This is a genomic window from Streptomyces sp. NPDC048416 (assembly GCF_043200435.1).
Lineage (GTDB): Bacteria > Actinomycetota > Actinomycetes > Streptomycetales > Streptomycetaceae > Streptomyces.
Genome location: NZ_JBICXU010000007.1, coordinates 1 through 15,405 on the forward strand (window position 1 = coordinate 1; position 15,405 = coordinate 15,405).

The following is a 15,405-nucleotide window of genomic DNA, read 5'->3' on the forward strand; positions in this document are numbered from 1 at the left end:
GTGATAGCGGAGCTATCGGGGCGTTTCGGCAACGCCGCGAGGTGCCGTGCCAGGCGCCGCACCCCCGGCCATGATCCACCAGACACCCCCTAGGGAGTGGCTTCAAGTGGCGTCGGCCGGAAGGGACTTCGAAGAGCCGACCCGGCGGTCGAGGTCCGCCAGCTCGCGCGGCAGGGGTCGGCAGTGGACGATCTCAAGGGCCGACACCGCGCGCGTCAGGACCACGTACAGCCGGTGCAGGCCGCGCTCCTCGGACGCCGCGATCTCGGCCGGTTCGACGGCCACGACGTGGTCGAATTCGAGGCCTTTGGCCAACGTCGCGGGCAGCAGGGTGACGCGGGCCCCGCCGACCGCGTCGAGGCCGGCCTCGGTGAGCGCCGTACGCAGCGCGGGCACGTCGCGGTCGGCGGCGATGACGCCCACCGACCCCTCCCCGCTCAGCGCCGCCCGCACCGCGTCCACCACTGACCGGGCCAGGTCCTGCGGGTCCATGACGCGTCGGCGGCTCAACTGGCCGTCGGTGCGCAGGGATTGGCCCGGCGGTACGTCCACGTCGAGCGCGGGGAGCAGCCCGTTGGCCAGCTCGACGATGGCGGCCGGCACCCGGAACCCCGTCGTCAGCGGCACCACGGCGGCGTCCGGCTTGCCCAGATGGGCCAGCTGTCCCGGCCAGTCGCGCGCCGCCCACGGGGTGGTGCCCTGGGCCAGATCGCCGAGCACCGTGAGCGAGCCGAATGCCGCGCGCCGCGCGATCGCCCGGCACTGCATCGGGGACAGGTCCTGCGCCTCGTCGACGACGATGTGCCCGTAGCCCTCCGGGTGCTCGATGAGGCCGGACACCTCGTCGAGCAGCACCAGGTCGGCCGCCGACCACGGGGCGGACTTCCACGACCGCGGCGGCTTCACCCACAGCAGTGCCTTCTGCTCGGCCGCGTCCAGGACGCCGTCGGCAGCCGTGGCCAGGGCGTCGGGGTCCGTGAACAGGTCCGCCAGCACCTCCTGCGGCTTCACCCTGGGCCACACCGTGTCCACGTACTCCGTCATCGGCCGCGCCCTGGTGATCTTCTGGAGCCAGGTGTGGTTCACGGGGCCGGACCGGGACTCCGCCTGGAGTTGCATCTCCCGGACCGCGCGGCTGCGCACCCGCTCCCGCCCGATGGCGTACGGCGGCGCCTCGGCCCGCACCGCGTCGACGATCGACACGAGCCGGCTCCGCGACACCCGCCAGGTGTGGGGACCCTCGCGCAGCGCCAGCCCGTTGAGGGGGTGCGTGACTCGGCTGTACAGGGCGCGGCGCAGCACCTCGGCCATGCGCACGTCGTGCTTGACGAGCGCCGCCTCCGGTTCGTCGACCGCCCGCACCTCGCGGCCTCGGGTCTCGCGCACCACTTCCTCGTCCACGGTCGACTGGCGGATGTCGTTCTCGCCGAGCGCGGGAAGAACTTCGCAGACATGGCCGAGGAAGGTGCGGTTGGGGCCGAGCACCAGGAGGCCGCGGCGCTGGACGCGTTGCGGGTAGGTGTAGAGCAGGTAGGCCGCGCGGTGCAGGCCGACGGCGGTCTTGCCGGTGCCGGGGGCGCCCTGGACGCAGATGGACTGGGCCAGTTCGGACCGTACGAGGTCGTCCTGGTCGGGCTGGATCGTGGCCGCGATGTCCCGCATGGGGCCGACGCGGGGGCGCTCGATCTCTCCGGTGAGGATCGCGCCGACCCCGCTCGCCTCCCCCGCCGTCAGGCGCTCGTCCTCCAGGCCGGTCAGATCGACGGCGGCGCCCCGGCTGCCCTGGGCCCAGCCGAACCGGCGACGGACCTCGACCCCCTGGGGGTCACGGGCGCTCGCCTGGTAGAAGCGGCGCGAGACGGGGGCGCGCCAGTCGACGACGAGAGGCGGGGCCGAGGGGTGTTCGCTGATGCGGCGGCGGCCGATGTGGTAGCTCTGGCCGGCGTGGTCGGCGTCGGCCGAGGCATCGAAGCTCAGCCGCCCGAAAAACAGGGGGCCTTCCGGCATTTCCCGCAACTCCTTGGCCCAGCTGCGGAGTTGGTAGCCGAGGACTTCGGCGTCGGCGCCCGAGGCGAAGGCGTTCTCGCCGATGACGACGCGATGCCCGGCGCCCTCGGCCATGGCGGTCAGGGCCATACGGCAGGTGTCGTGGTAGGCGCGCTCCTGGTCGAGTTCGCGATCGAGTGACGTCATGACGGCAGAATACCGTAACTCGGTTACATTTTTTACTCGGTAACGATCCATGGGAGGCGGGCTGGTCCCGCCCTCGCCTCCCCCCGGACGCCGCCCGGCACGGTTCCCCTCAGCGGCCCGTCTCGCCGTACTGACCGCCCAGCCCCTCACTCAGCTGCCCGAACGCCTGGTCCGCCGCCTCGACCGCCTGCGCGTACCCGGCCGCGGCGCTCTCACCTGCCGCGATCCGGCGCCAGTTCTCCATCGCAAGGATCCGCTGCACGGCGATGATCTGCCCGGCCGCGACGCGTGCGCCGAGCCCGTCGCCGAGTTCGCCGGCCAGCGCCCGCTCCGACCGGTCCTGGTAGCCGTAGAGCCGGGCCACCAGACTGGGGGTCCCGTACAGCAGGCCGTGGTAGGCCAGCACATGCGGGTTGTCGTTGAGGCCGGTCACCGGGTCGTGGCGCTCCAGCCCCTCACGGAAGCGGGCGTGCAGGGCGGGCAACGCCGCGAGTCCGTCCGCACGGCCCGCGGCGACGACGCGGGCCGCCTCGTCCTCGTGGTCGGCGAACCGGTGCAGCACCAGGTCCTCCTTGGCCGGGAAATAGCGGAAAAGCGTCGGCTTGGAGATCCCCGCCGCGGCCGCCACCTCCGCGACCGAGACCCCGTCGAAACCGCGCTCCAAAAACAGCGCGACCGCCGTGTCCGACACCGACTGGTACGTCTGCTGCCTCTTGCGCTCCCGCAAACCCATCTCACTGCCCATGCGACGAGCGTACGGGCCCGGGCGCAGGGAGGAAGTTGCATCGTGCCGGGGCTTCGCGCACCTGAAGTCTTCGGGTTCCTGGCCAGAGCGCGAAGAGGTGCGCATGTACCGCGGCGCGACCGCGCCGGTGCGGCTCGTGCTGGTCCTGACGCACCGGCGCGGTGACACACCCTCTGAACACGTAACGCATTTGCTCAATTACTGACAGTGCGCGAACATGGTCCCCGCTCGGCGAGGGGGAAGTCGTCGGCCTTCGGCCGGGAGTCGCAGCCCCGCTCTTCGCCCAGCCTCCGATGCACTCGGGGCCAGGTAGGTGGCCACCCCCCCCAGGTGGAATGAAAGGCGCCTTGTGACCTTGTTGGACGCGATTGTGCGCAACGTCGGGCTCGTCGTCATCGTGATCACGCTGGCGTACAACGGGCCCTTCGTCAGTGGCGTCTTGCTCGCGCGCCGCTGCGATGCGTCGCTGCGGGGGCAGCTCGCACGGAAGGCGGAGACGCCCGTCGACCTGCCGCCCGGCTGGGATGTGTTCGTCCTTGTTCCGTGCCTCAACGAGGCGCGGGTCATCGCGCATACGGTTCGCTGCCTGCGCGAGCTTCAGCCCGGGGTGCGGGCGGTCGTCATTGACGACGGCAGCGACGACGACACGGCCCTCCTCGCGGAAGCCGCCGGTGGCGGCCGGGTCGCAGTGGTACAGCGGATCGTGCCGGAGGCCCGGCGGGGGAAGGGCGCCGCCCTCAACACCGGTCTGCGTCATGTGCGATGCCGCGTGCGGGAGGAGGGCCTGGATCCCGCACGGGTGCTGGTGTGCGTGCTCGACGCCGACGGCCGCATGACTCCGCGAGCTGCCGCGCGCGTGGCCGCACTTTTCGAGGCGCCGGAGGTGGGCGGTGTCCAGCTGGCGGTGCGGATCCGTGGCCGCGGGCATGTGGCGCTGCGGTTCCAGGACTTCGAGTTCTGGGGGCTGAGTGCGATCAGCCAGTTCGGCCGGGTGGCGAGCGGGTCGGTGAGTATGGGTGGCAACGGTCAGTTCACCCGTCTGTCCGCGCTGGACGGTGTCGGTGAGCGGCCCTGGTCGGATTCGTTGACCGAGGACCTGGATCTGGGGATCAGTCTCGCCGTGCGCGGCTGGACGGTGACCTCCACGACGGGCGCCTACGTGTCCCAGCAAGGTTTGACCGACCCGCGCCGCCTGCTGCGCCAGCGCACCCGCTGGTACCAGGGACATATGAGCGCCATCGCGCGTGTGCCCGAGCTGTGGGCGAGCTCCGGTATCCGGCGAAAGACCCGGATCGAGCTCACGGGCTATCTGCTCATCCCCTACCTGATCACCCTGCCCTGGTCGCTGGCCCAGCAGTACCTCCTCCTTCGCCTCGCGTGGGGGCACGGACCCGAGCTGTCGGCTGTGGCGGACGGCCCTTGGTGGGTGCGCATCCTCAGCGGTCTGGGGTGTTACGTGCTGGCCTTCGCCGGATATCTGACCCTGGCGCTGGTGTACTGGCGGCGCACGGACGATCTGCCCCTGTGGAAGTGCCTCCTCTACTCCCAGGCCCAGGTGCTGTGGAACTACGTCAGCTTCATCGCGGGCTGGCGGGCCGTGGGCCGCATGCTCACCCTGCGCACAACCTGGACCAAGACCGAGCGTGCCGAGGAGGCCCCCGTGGCCACGAACGGCACCGCGGCAGCGCCGTACGACCGTGCGGTCGGCCGCCGCGACACCGTGCTCCAGGAAGGCGCTCTCGGCGCCCGGCAGAACAGTCGCGGACACTGAGCAGTACGGAGATCCATGCCCCCGATCAGTGCGCCCGTGCGAGCCATGCTCGTCCTCGGTACCCGGCCCGAGGCGATCAAACTGGCGCCCGTGGCCCGCGCGATGGCCGCCTCCCCGCTGTTCGAACCGATCGTGGTGACCACCGGGCAACACCGCGAAATACTTCACCAGATGCTGGACCTGCTCCAGGTGGGCGACCGTATCGAGCTCGACATGATGCGCGAGCGCCAGCAACTGTCGACTCTGACAGCTCGGTTGATCGACGCTCTGGGTGAGGTGATCCGCGAGCGGCGCCCCGACCTCGTTGTGGTCCAGGGCGACACGACGACCGCGCTGACCGGCGCCCTCGGCGCCTGCTACGAGCGCGTGCCTGTGGCACACGTAGAGGCGGGCCTGCGCACCGGCGTTTTGGACAACCCCTTTCCGGAGGAACTCAACCGGACGCTCATCGCGGGGATGGCACGCTGGCACTTCGCGCCCACACCCCGCGCCGCGGAACATCTACGGGCCGAGGGCGTTCCGGAGTCCGCGGTGTTCATCACCGGTAACACCGTCGTCGACAACCTGCTGTGGGTCCTGGCCGAGGACACCGGCACCAGCCACTTCGCCACCGGTCTGCGGCGCGTCCTCCTCACGCTGCACCGCAGGGAGAACCAGGGCGACGTCATGCGGGGCATGGGCAGAGCGGTCCGCCGGCTCGCCGACCGGGGCGACGTCGAGATCCTTGTGCCGCTGCACAAGAACCCGGCCGTCCGGGAGACGCTGTTGCCCGAGCTCACCGGACACCCGGGCATCCGTGTGGTGGAGCCCCTGGACTACCCCGACTTCTCCGCCACCCTGGCCGCCTGCGACCTCGTGCTGACCGACTCGGGTGGCATCCAGGAGGAAGCGCCGACCCTCGGCAAACCGGTCCTGATCCTGCGGACGACCACTGAGCGGGCTGAGGCGGTGGAGGCCGGTGTCGCGAAGCTGGTGGGCACCGAGCCCGAAGCCATCGTGAACGCGGCAGTCGCTCTGCTGGACGACCGCGCGGCCTACGCGCGGATGGCGACCGCACGAAACCCCTTCGGCGACGGCCACGCCTCCACACGCATCGTCGCGCAGCTGGCCACCGCGTTCGGCGCGCATGCTGCTGCGGTGCCACCGCCGGCTTCACCGGCCGCCCGCCCCTCGCCGAGAGCAGGAGCCACGGCGGCCCCGTCATGAATCGGACGCATCCCATGAAGGGGCGCGGCAGCTGCCGGCCCGAGCGAGCGGCTGCGGGTTCTCAGCCGCGCCTCGGTCTGATCGACTTCATGTCCTGCCGAACCCTTCGGGGGCGAGGATGTTCGAGGCCGCTGGTTGCGGGGACCGGGCCGCCGCACCCGTCCAGCAACTCTCCGGTCAACTCCACCTGGCCGTCCGACCGGTGAACTGCCTTGCTCGACAGGTTGCTTCCAGCGGCCCCGCAGGCGGTGGGGAAAGCGCCGAGCTCATACAAGTCGGCATCGTAGATACGCTCATCGCGCTGGTTCACGACACGAAAGTGCGTGGGGTCGTTGCGTGCCGACAACGCCAGCTGCTGGGCAGGGCCCACGCCGTCGAGGAGGACGTAGCGCGCTCCCGCCGTGCGCATCTGCTGGGCGAGCTCACCCGAGGTCAATGGGTTCTTGAGCAAGGTGATGCGGCGCTGCATCCGGGAGCCGACCAGCGGGTGCAGGAAGGGCTGCACATTGCTCGGGAGCAGAGCGATGGCAGAGCCATCAGGCACCGTGGACAGCGCGCGGTATCCGAACCAGGGCCAGACCTGGGAAGCGGCATCAGGCCGGTCAGCCACGTCGAGGACTGTGCGCAGGGGAGAAAAGAGACCGTCCGGGCCCGGCACGCTCGGATCCTGATTCGTGCTGATCGGCAATGTCGACTGTCCCCACCAGGACGTGAGCACCAGGAGCCCGGCTGCGGACGCTCTGATACCGACAGCCAGCAGCCGGGGCAGATGCCCGCCGGAACGGGCCCGCGACAGACAGGTGAGGGCATGGGCGGCCAGCGGCATGAGCGCACCGACGCCGACCAGGACGTACCGGCCCCACCACGAAGCCGGGCTGGCGGCCACCACCACCAGCGCGGCAAGCGCCAGAACTCCCCCGGGCCCGCGCCGCTGCCCGTTTCGCAACCAGAGGACCAGTCCGACCAGGGCACCCGGCACGACCATCAGCGTCCACGTCGGCCCCAAACCGCCGAGGCGAATGTCGTAGCCGATGTGGTGGATGTACAGGCCGTCCACCCACGAGGTCCAGATCTGCGAGAGCTTTCCGGCACCGCGGAGCGCCATCGGCACATTGCCGCCGACCACCACCTCTTCGGCCGAGCCACGGCCCGGGAATCCCAGCAGGCTCACCGGATAGAAGGGACTTCCGTACGCGATCCAGGTCCTCAGATACCACCACGAGCCGACCGCCAGCACAGGCACGGTGAATGCGCCGACCGCACTGCCGACGAGGCTCCCGGGCAGGGACCTGCGCCTCCTGAGCCGCCGCAGCTGGGAGAGAAGTACGAGCGCGACCAGGGGCAGGACGACGAGATTGCTGGATTTGGAGCCCACCGCAAGCCCGGTGGCCAACCCGGTCGCTGCCGAGCGCAGCAGAATCTGCCTCTGCGGCCTCGCCGTCGCCGCGCACTCGCTCAGCCCGGCTGCCAGGCTGACCGCCGCCAGAGCGAATGAGGCGGAGCCGGCATCCACGTACAAGCTGTTGGCCTGGGCGAAGACCGCAGGGGTGAGCAGGAACGCACAACCGGCAAGAACAGCATGACTGCGGCGCGCTCCCAGCCGGCGGGCCAGGGAGAGAACGCTGAGCCCTCCGAGCAGGTAACAGGGCAGCTGCGCCAGCGGTGCGTACTGGACGGTTCGCAGGTAGACCGCCGGCCATGCCGCGAGGAGTTCCACGCCCATGGGATAGGCGTCGGCCCAGAGACTCTCCGGGGTGTGCACCAGACGACCGGCCTGGATCCATTTGTCGGGCCCGACGAGGTGGTACATCAGTCCGTCGTAGTCCCCGGCGGGCAAGCGCAGCGAGAGCCAGGCCCGCAGCCCGTACACCGCGACCGTGACCAGGACCACCAGTGCGGTCACCGGGTGGCGCCAGGAGCGACGGGCCGTGAAGCTCACGGCGGCGCGGAGCAGCCGGAGGTTGGCCGGCACACGGCACGACGGCCGGTGCCGGGCGGTATTGAGCGCCGGGCACCAGCAGAGCACCGCGCATACCGCCGCCCCCACCGTGAGGGGGACAGGCCGGTAGATGCCGAGCAGGCCGCCCGCACCGAGGCTGACGAGGGTGAAGCCGGCGAGCGCCCAGGTGCTGAGCAGGACAGGAAGGTCGTGGATCCGGACAGATGCCTCCGTCGCGAGGACCGCGCAGGCGCCGATGCCCACGAAGGCGATGCTCATGGCGAGCAGCCACACGTTCACCCGTCACCCGCGTTCGGTTCAGCGGCGGACAGCGGTGGCAGGGGTGGCAGGGGCAGTGGCGGCGGCAGGGGTGGTGAACACGACGTACGCGACATCGGGAGAATTGAAGCAGTTCGCGTCGCCCCCAGCCCGGCGGCCCGCTCGGCCCCGCCCCCGGTCCCCCCGTCCCCGTCCCCGTCAAATGCGCCAGGCGCGAATGCGGTCGGCGGCCTGATACACGCTCACCTTGCCGGCCTGGATGTCGCGTACGAGGTCGACCATGGCGCCGTAGGGCGGGTCGATGCCCTCGCCGGAGGCATACATGTACGCGGCCGTCACCTGGCAGGCGTACAGGCTGTTGCGGTGCGGCAGCGGCTGGAGCCGTACCAGGGTGTGCAGCAGGGCGGCGGCCCGCCAGGCGGGCTCGGGGTCGGCTGTCGCGGGGCGGGGGATGCGGGTCCTGTGGCGGGCCACGGCCGCGACGAGCGCGGAGTAGTCGGCGACGCTCACGTCTTCGGGCACGGCCTGTTCCTGCACGTCAAGCAGCCACGGCACGTCGATGTAAAGGGCCATCAGGCGGCATCCACCCCCTGGTTGCGAGACCCGGGCGGCGCCTCGTCGGGAAAGGCGTCGTCGAACTCGGCACGCTGCTGCTCGCCCCACGAGAGCGCGTACCGGACGAATTGCAGACGCTGCTGTTCCCGCAACGGCAGATCGTGGACGTACTGCTTCAGCGATTTGCCCTCGGAGGCCGCGGCGGCCCGCACCGCTTCGAGTTCTTCGTCGGTGAAGGTGATGTTCAAGGACGGCATACCGATGATGGTACCTAGTTGGTACCTGCTCTGCCATGGGGCGGCTCCGGGGGCCCTCGTGCTTGCTGCGTCTGTTTCGGGTTCGCGCACCGTCAACCGAAGCGGGTCTTTGTCGAGACGTGTCCCGCCTGTCACATGTCCCGGCCGTGAAGGGTCAGTGCGGTGAAGGCAACGCGACAACACTGAGGAGACGGTCATGGAAACGCGCTCGATCACCGATGAGGTACCGATGGCCCCGCGGATGTCCGACGACCCCGCGCAGCTCGTCCCCGAACTGGCCGATGTGTCGGCGGCGCTGTTCAAGGTCACCGGCAACGGCTCGGTGCCACGCTCGACGATCAGCCTGGTCCAGTTGCGGGCCGGTCAGATCGTCGGCAGCACCTACCTGACCGTTCTGCACACGGGTTTTCTGCGCAAGGCGGGCGAGTCGGAGGAGCGGATCACGTCGGTGGCGTCCTGGCACGACTCTCCGTACTTCACCGGCGCCGAGCGGGCGGCGCTCGCACTCGTGGAGGCCGTACTCCAGCCGTCGAGCGGCGAAGAACGGGTCTCGGACGCGCTGTACGCCGAAGCCTCCGGGCACTACGAGCCCAGGGCGCTGGCCACGTTGATGTTCGCGATCGGGCAGGTCAACTTCTTCATCGCGGTGGCGCTCATCGCCAAGCCGGTACCCGGGCGGTCGTTCACGGCACCCTGGAGCTGAATCGCCCCCGCCCTGCCGGCACTTCTGGCCCCGTCCCGGGTTCCGGGTCCCGGGCCTCCCGCGGTCCGGTGCGTCCGGCCCCGGCGCCCGGCCGAGAGGGGACGTCGGGCGGCGGGAGTCGGGCACCGGACGCAGGACGCCGGACGCAGGGCGGGAATGTACCGGCCACCCGTGAAAGCGAAGCTGCCCGCCCAACTGCCCCGCGTGCGTGGTCGCCAGGCACCCTTGGCATACTCCGCGCCATGGATGCGACCGCGGGGACGCGCGAGATACGGATGGCGCCGAGCGTGCCGCCGGCCGGGGCGGGCCGGCCGGTGGAGTGGGTGTTCCGTTCCGCGCGATCCGCGGATGTCGAGCCCATCGTCGAGCTTCGAGCCGTCGTGATGCGCCCGGACCTGGAACGCCTCGGACGCTACGGCGAGCACCGGGTCCGCCAACGGTTGCGCGACGCCTTCTCCCCGCGGCACACCTCGGTCGTCGTCGCCGAAGGCACCTTCGCGGGCTGCGTCGCGGTGCGCCCGGCCGAGGACGGGCGGTGGCTTGAGCACTTCTATCTCGTTCCGGCGCTCCAGGGCCGGGGCCTCGGATCCGCCGTGCTGCGCAGCGTGTTGCGGCGGACCGATGCCGAAGGCGTGCCGGTGCGCCTGAACGTCCTGCAAGGCAGCGCCGCCCGGCGGCTGTACGAACGTCACGGCTTCTTTGTGGAGGCGCAGGATCCCGTCGACGTCTTCATGGTGCGGCAAGCGAGCGCGGGCGTACCGGACCCGGACCCAGGCCGGTAGAGCGCGGGCGGGCCGGACACAGGCGGGCCGGGCGCGGGCACACTCTGAGCGCATGGTCACACTGCGCCAAGTACGCGGCGTTCTCCGCGGCCTGGACCCCGTGCCCGCCGAGCGCGGAAATGGCGTGGGCCGGCCATGGAGCCGGACCGGCGCTCATGATAGACATCCGATGGGCGCGATGCGGCACAATTCCCCTTGCCCATCCGGTGTCCAGCCAATTTCTCGCGACAGAACAGCGGCACATGTCAACGGAACCGGGTGTCGATCTTTTCATCCCCCGCTGAAGCCGGAAAGGATCCGAGCCACCGCCGAGTGGCGTGAATTCCCCCTCTGCGACACATGCCTCGGGCAGCGCACTGTTCACTGGTGAATGACCGATGGCCGAAGGCCGAAGGGCCCTGGATCAGGTAAGGCTTCGGGCCGGAACCTGACGGCGGCCGCGCCGGGAAGATCGGGGAACGGAATTGCCATGATCGACGAAAGTGAACGCGCCGACGGCGTCGTCGACGCCCTGGAGCACCACCTTGTCAACGAGATCGCCCCGCTGCGTCTGCAACGGGCCAGGTCCGCCTTCCTCACGCAGGGTTTCGTGAAGACGGGTTTCCTCGCCCCGCACGACGTCAAGAAGCTGATCGCGGAGGAGACGGAATCGCTGATCGGCCGGCATGCGGTGCGGCGTGAGGGAGAGTTCGCCGAGACCGGCGGCACGCCCCGGCGGATGCACAACGTACGCCGCGCCGAAATAGCCGAGCACGGCCGGATCCTTCCGCGGGTGTATTCCTCCACCGGACTCAGGGAATCCCTGTCCGCCATCGCGGGGGAAGACGTGCTCGCATGCCCTTATCCTCCTGAGCAATTCGTCATTACCGAACTCGCCCAGTCCGGCGACACCCACGGCTGGCATTGGGACGACTACAGTTTCGCCCTCGTGTGGGTGATCGACTGCCCGCCGCTGGAGCAGGGCGGTTTCGTGCAGTGCGTACCGCGTACGGAGTGGGACAAGGAGAATCCGCAGCTGCACCGGAGCTTCGTGTCGCGGCCCATTCACTCCGTCGAGCTCCGGCCCGGCGACCTGTATTTCCTGCGGTCCGACACAACGCTGCACCGCGTCTATCCGGTGACCGGAGGAAGGCGTCTCATCGTGAACATGGGGTACGCCGCGCGCCGCGATCTGGTCAAACCCCTGTCCCACGAGACGATGGACGCCCTGTGGGCGGAACCGGAACGAGCCCGGGACACGCCCTCCCGCGGAACCGAACAGGAGAGTTCCCAGTGGCGGCGAGCGTCCTGCGGCGGCACATCGGAGTCCCCGGGCTCGTCGTCCACTACCTGACCTCCGTCCTCGGGGTGGGCCTCCTGGTCATCCCGGTGCTCGCCTGGACCACGGCCGGACCGCTGTCCCTGCTGGCCTGGGCCGTCCTGATCCTCTACAGCTACCCGTTCGCGCTCGTCTTCGCCAGGCTCTCCACGCTGCACCCGACGAGCAAGGGAGTCGCGCAGTTCGTCGAGGTCGCCTTCGGCAGGCGGGCGGGCCGGGTCGCGGCGCTCTACCTCCTGATGACGCTGCTCGCGGCCAATCCCGTACTCGGACTGATCGCCGGCCGTTACCTCGTGGCCGCGCTGGCGCCGGGGGCCTCCAACCGGACGTCGCTCGCGGCCGGGGCGGTGGTCATCCTCGCCTGTGTCGCGCTGAACCTGCTCGGCGTGAGAATCAGCGGACGCGTGCAGCTCGCCGTGCTGGTGGTCGTCACCGGGGCGCTGTGTGCCGTCATGGTCCTGGCGCTCCCCCGGGGCAGCACCGCAGGCCTCACCCCCGTCGCACCGCACGGCTGGTCCGCCCTCGGCGACTCTCTGCTGATCTGCTTCTTCGGCTTCATCGGGTGGGAGAACGCCGCTCCCATCGCGGAGGAGGTGCGCGATCCCGCACGTACCTTCCCCCGCGGCATCCTCTGCGCCGTCTGCGTGGTGGGGGTCCTCTACTTCGCCATGGCGCTCACCGTCGCCCTCACGCTGCCGTCCGGTCAGAACACCGAGGAGGGGCTGACAGGTTTCACCCGGCTGGTGCGGACCGCCCTGGGTGGCGACCACACCACCGCCGCGTATCTGGTGGCGTCCGTCCTGTTGGTTCTCACCACGAACGCCTGGTGCCTCGGCACGTCCCGGGTCGTCTTCGCACTGGCCCGCGAAGGCATCGTCCCGCGCGGCCTGAGCCGGATCTCGCCCCGTACCGGGACGCCGTCCCGTGCCGTTCTCGCCCTGGTGCCCGGCTACAGCCTCACCCTCGGCCTCCTCGCGGCCACCGACTCCAACGAGTCGGTCCTGATCAAGGCGTCGTCCGCCGCCTACCTCCTGGTCTTCCTGCTCGCCTTCCTCTCCGCCGTGCGGCTCGTGCGGACCGGGCCGATGCGCTGGACGAACTATCTGGTCGCCGCCGTAACGGTGTTGATGCTGCCGTTCATGGGCGTCAGCGTCGGCTACGCGGCCGCCATGTTCGCCGTGGCGATGCTCGTCGAGTCATGGCTGACCAGGCGGGAGCGGGGCCGCGCACACGGAGCGACCACCCCTCGCGCGCACGCCGGGCGCACACCACCGCGCGCCCCGCAGGACACCCCTCACGACACCCCACCGCAACACCACCATCCGAGCGACCACCATCCGAGCGACCACCATCCGAGAGACCTCCACCCGCGGCACAACGAACCGCGGCACGACCAACCGAGGCACGACCAACCGAGGCACGACCAACGAGAGAGGTGACGCCGTGTTAGGCCGCCACATACTCGGAATGACCGACTTCTCCCCCGTCGAACTGCGCGCTCTGCTCGATCTCGCCGAGCGCATGAAGGGCGGAGAGGACACCCACCCCTACCTCACCGGTACCGACCTGGGACTTCTCTTCCACGTTCCGTCCACCCGGACCCGGGTCTCCTTCCAGGTGGCCGCCGCCCAACTCGGCGGACGCAGCTACACCTACGGCCCCGACGAACTGCGTCTGGCCAACAACGAGACGGTGGAGGACACGGCCGGTGTCCTGAGCCGCTACCTCAGTGCCCTGGTGGTGCGCTGGTACGACATGGCCGACTACGGGGCGGGGCACCGGCGGCTGCACACCATGGCCGAGCACTCCTCCGTCCCGGTCATCAACGCCCTGGACGACGAGGAGCACCCCTGCCAGGTCCTCGCGGATCTGCTGACCCTGCGCGAGCGGTTCGGCGAGCGGCTTCCCGAGCGGCGGGTCGTCTACACCTGGGCGTACTCCTCACGGCAGAAGACCCCCGGCGTGCTGCACTCCTCGTTGCTGGCCGCCGCGCTGCTCGGACATCACGTCACGTTCGCCCACCCGCCCGGTTTCGATCTCGACGAGAGGTACGTCAAGGAGGCCCACGCCCTCGCCGCCACGTCCGGGGCACGGCTCGACTTCTGCGACGACATGGCGGAGGCGGTCCGCGGCGCGGATGCCGTCTACGTACAGAGCTGGAAGTCGCTGCAATTGAGCGGGCAGGACGAGTGGCAGGCCCGGACGCGGCTCGCGGACCGGTGGCGGGTCACCGAACCCCTCATGGCGCTTGCCGCGCCCGACGCTCCGTTCCTGGACTGCATGCCGAGCAACCGCGGTGAGGAGATGGACGCCGAGGTCAAGGACGGGCCACGCTCCTTGATCCTGGACCAGGCCGAGAACCGCCTGCACGCCCAGAAGGCGTTGCTCGCCATGGTGCTGGGCTCCGTTCCGGGAGCGCACGGGCCGGGCTCCCAGACCGGAGGGGGCAGCGGGCCGGGGCCGGTCGCGGGGGCGGACGGCGGGGCGCGTACTACGGGTGAGGGGAGCGGGCGATGAGCGCGACGGAGGGCACGCCGCGCGCGGAGAGGGACCGCGTCGTGCTCGTCACCGGCGGGGCCGGAGGTATCGGCGCGGCTGTCTGCCGCCGGCTGGCCGACCATCGCACCACCCTGGCGGTCGCCGACCGCGACGCCGGGGCCGCCCGCGAGATCGCCCTGGAGGTACGGTCGGCCGGCGGCCGGGCGGAGCCGTTCCCCTGCGACCTGTCCCGGCCCAAGGACGTCGAGTTGCTGCTCGAATCCGTGGTGGGGCGCTTCGGTGCGCTGCATGGTCTGTGCACGGTGGCGGGCAGTATCCGGCGGGGCGACATCACGGAGCTCACGCCCGCCGACTGGCGGGCCACCTTCGAGGACAACCTGGACTCGGTCTTCCTGACCTGCCGGGCGGCGGTGCCCCATCTGGCGAACGCGGGCGGGGGCGCCATCGTCACCATCGCCTCGGGCTGGGGGCTGCGCGCGGGCCGCCGAGCCGCCGCCTATTGCGCGGCGAAGGCGGGGGTGGTGATGCTGACGCAGGCCATGGCCCTGGACCACGCGTCGGTGGGCATCCGCGCCAACTGTGTGGCTCCGGGAGATGTGCGCACCCCCATGCTGGAACGCGAGGCACGTCAACTCGGCCGTCCGGTCGGCGAGTTCTACGCGGAGGCGGCCGACCGCCCCCTGGGACGCATCGGCGAGCCGAGCGAGATCGCCGACGCCGTGCGCTACCTGCTCGGTGAGGACGCCTCCTTCGTCACGGGCGCGGTCCTGACGGTGGACGGCGGCGGCACGCTGTAACCGCCGACCACGCTGACGGTCGGGGCATGGCACGTGGTGCCGTCGGTCACAGTGGACGGCCGGGGCATGGCACGTGGTGCCGTCGGTCACGGCGGACGGCCGTGGCATGGCACGTGGCGACCGCCGACCACGCCGACCGTCGGGGCATGGCACGTGCTGACCACGAACCCGCACGACCAGGGTGCACCTCAATGCCCGTTCCGCCACGGCGCGTTGGCGACAACGTGTGAGAAAACCCTTCGCTTCCGGGAGGCAGTAGGGCAGAGTGGAGGGTGGGGCGGGTGTGGCCACGGACGGCGATCGGTCGCTGTGATGCCGGATGCCCTCGCGGCCCGAAACGCCTGACCGCGCAGCGAAGTTA

Annotated in this window: 13 protein-coding genes; 8 read left to right on the plus strand and 5 right to left on the minus strand. The window is 70.5% G+C overall.

All coding sequences use genetic code 11. The annotated features are described in order from the left end of the window. Nucleotides 1-102: 102 nt before the first annotated feature. Both ACGFW5_RS11535 and ACGFW5_RS11540 read right to left on the minus strand, forming a co-directional pair. Entirely contained in the window at nt 103-2,193 is a 2,091-nt protein-coding gene (locus tag ACGFW5_RS11535) for a HelD family protein (RefSeq protein WP_393833976.1), read from the minus strand. Nucleotides 2,194-2,302: 109 nt separating this feature from the next. Further along, the gene (locus ACGFW5_RS11540; RefSeq protein ID WP_393833977.1) at nt 2,303-2,938 is read right to left on the minus strand and encodes a TetR/AcrR family transcriptional regulator; all 636 of its coding nucleotides are present in this window, start codon (nt 2,936-2,938) and stop codon (nt 2,303-2,305) included. 355 nt (nt 2,939-3,293) lie between these two features. On the opposite strand from ACGFW5_RS11540, the gene ACGFW5_RS11545 reads away from it, so the two are divergent. Together ACGFW5_RS11545 and wecB are read left to right on the plus strand one after the other, a co-directional pair. After that, on the plus strand, nt 3,294-4,709 hold the full coding sequence (locus tag ACGFW5_RS11545) for a glycosyltransferase family 2 protein (RefSeq protein ID WP_393833978.1): 1,416 nt from the start codon (nt 3,294-3,296) through the stop codon (nt 4,707-4,709). A 15-nt stretch (nt 4,710-4,724) separates the two neighbouring features. Further along, nucleotides 4,725-5,915 (plus strand): non-hydrolyzing UDP-N-acetylglucosamine 2-epimerase, encoded by a 1,191-nt coding sequence (wecB, locus tag ACGFW5_RS11550; RefSeq protein ID WP_393833979.1) that lies wholly within the window; start codon nt 4,725-4,727, stop codon nt 5,913-5,915. A gap of 61 nt (nt 5,916-5,976) precedes the next feature. On the opposite strand, the gene ACGFW5_RS11555 is transcribed toward wecB, so the two are convergent. The 3 genes from ACGFW5_RS11555 to ACGFW5_RS11565 all read right to left on the minus strand — a co-directional run bounded on the left by ACGFW5_RS11555 (nt 5,977) and on the right by ACGFW5_RS11565 (nt 8,945). Then, nucleotides 5,977-8,118 carry a hypothetical protein gene (locus tag ACGFW5_RS11555; RefSeq protein WP_393833980.1) on the minus strand — a complete coding sequence of 714 codons (2,142 nt, stop codon included), beginning with the start codon at nt 8,116-8,118 and terminating at the stop codon, nt 5,977-5,979. A 213-nt stretch (nt 8,119-8,331) separates the two neighbouring features. After that, nucleotides 8,332-8,706 carry a toxin Doc gene (locus ACGFW5_RS11560; RefSeq protein WP_393833981.1) on the minus strand — a complete coding sequence of 125 codons (375 nt, stop codon included), beginning with the start codon at nt 8,704-8,706 and terminating at the stop codon, nt 8,332-8,334. Beyond that, on the minus strand, nt 8,706-8,945 hold the full coding sequence (locus tag ACGFW5_RS11565) for a hypothetical protein (RefSeq protein WP_393833982.1): 240 nt from the start codon (nt 8,943-8,945) through the stop codon (nt 8,706-8,708). The genes ACGFW5_RS11560 and ACGFW5_RS11565 overlap by 1 nt, the downstream gene beginning before the upstream one ends. Before the next feature lie 196 nt (nt 8,946-9,141). Here ACGFW5_RS11565 and ACGFW5_RS11570 point away from each other — a divergent pair, with 196 nt between their 5' ends. From ACGFW5_RS11570 to ACGFW5_RS11595, 6 genes are all read left to right on the plus strand, one after another. Then, complete coding sequence (locus ACGFW5_RS11570) at nt 9,142-9,648, plus strand: carboxymuconolactone decarboxylase family protein (RefSeq protein ID WP_393833983.1); 507 nt, start codon at nt 9,142-9,144, stop codon at nt 9,646-9,648. 275 nt (nt 9,649-9,923) lie between these two features. Next, entirely contained in the window at nt 9,924-10,430 is a 507-nt protein-coding gene (locus ACGFW5_RS11575; RefSeq protein ID WP_393834232.1) for a GNAT family N-acetyltransferase, read from the plus strand. 469 nt (nt 10,431-10,899) lie between these two features. Then, nucleotides 10,900-11,763 (plus strand): ArpA protein, encoded by an 864-nt coding sequence (locus ACGFW5_RS11580; protein ID WP_393833984.1) that lies wholly within the window; start codon nt 10,900-10,902, stop codon nt 11,761-11,763. After that, nucleotides 11,703-13,187 carry an APC family permease gene (locus ACGFW5_RS11585; protein WP_393833985.1) on the plus strand — a complete coding sequence of 495 codons (1,485 nt, stop codon included), beginning with the start codon at nt 11,703-11,705 and terminating at the stop codon, nt 13,185-13,187. Before ACGFW5_RS11580 ends, ACGFW5_RS11585 begins: the two co-directional genes overlap by 61 nt. A 4-nt stretch (nt 13,188-13,191) precedes the next feature. Beyond that, nucleotides 13,192-14,265 (plus strand): ornithine carbamoyltransferase, encoded by a 1,074-nt coding sequence (locus ACGFW5_RS11590; protein WP_393833986.1) that lies wholly within the window; start codon nt 13,192-13,194, stop codon nt 14,263-14,265. Next, nucleotides 14,262-15,044 carry an SDR family NAD(P)-dependent oxidoreductase gene (locus tag ACGFW5_RS11595; protein ID WP_393833987.1) on the plus strand — a complete coding sequence of 261 codons (783 nt, stop codon included), beginning with the start codon at nt 14,262-14,264 and terminating at the stop codon, nt 15,042-15,044. Before ACGFW5_RS11590 ends, ACGFW5_RS11595 begins: the two co-directional genes overlap by 4 nt. Nucleotides 15,045-15,405: the final 361 nt, after the last annotated feature.

What these genes read in the sequence shown, in the direction of transcription:
- ACGFW5_RS11535 (WP_393833976.1), bottom strand. Translation starts at nt 2,193, where the DNA reads ATGACGTCACTCGATCGCGAACTCGACCAGGAGCGCGCCTACCACGAC.
- ACGFW5_RS11540 (WP_393833977.1), bottom strand. Translation starts at nt 2,938, where the DNA reads ATGGGCAGTGAGATGGGTTTGCGGGAGCGCAAGAGGCAGCAGACGTAC.
- wecB (WP_393833979.1), top strand. Translation starts at nt 4,725, where the DNA reads ATGCCCCCGATCAGTGCGCCCGTGCGAGCCATGCTCGTCCTCGGTACC.
- ACGFW5_RS11560 (WP_393833981.1), bottom strand. Translation starts at nt 8,706, where the DNA reads ATGGCCCTTTACATCGACGTGCCGTGGCTGCTTGACGTGCAGGAACAG.
- ACGFW5_RS11565 (WP_393833982.1), bottom strand. Translation starts at nt 8,945, where the DNA reads ATGCCGTCCTTGAACATCACCTTCACCGACGAAGAACTCGAAGCGGTG.
- ACGFW5_RS11570 (WP_393833983.1), top strand. Translation starts at nt 9,142, where the DNA reads ATGGAAACGCGCTCGATCACCGATGAGGTACCGATGGCCCCGCGGATG.
- ACGFW5_RS11575 (WP_393834232.1), top strand. Translation starts at nt 9,924, where the DNA reads ATGGCGCCGAGCGTGCCGCCGGCCGGGGCGGGCCGGCCGGTGGAGTGG.
- ACGFW5_RS11580 (WP_393833984.1), top strand. Translation starts at nt 10,900, where the DNA reads ATGATCGACGAAAGTGAACGCGCCGACGGCGTCGTCGACGCCCTGGAG.
- ACGFW5_RS11595 (WP_393833987.1), top strand. Translation starts at nt 14,262, where the DNA reads ATGAGCGCGACGGAGGGCACGCCGCGCGCGGAGAGGGACCGCGTCGTG.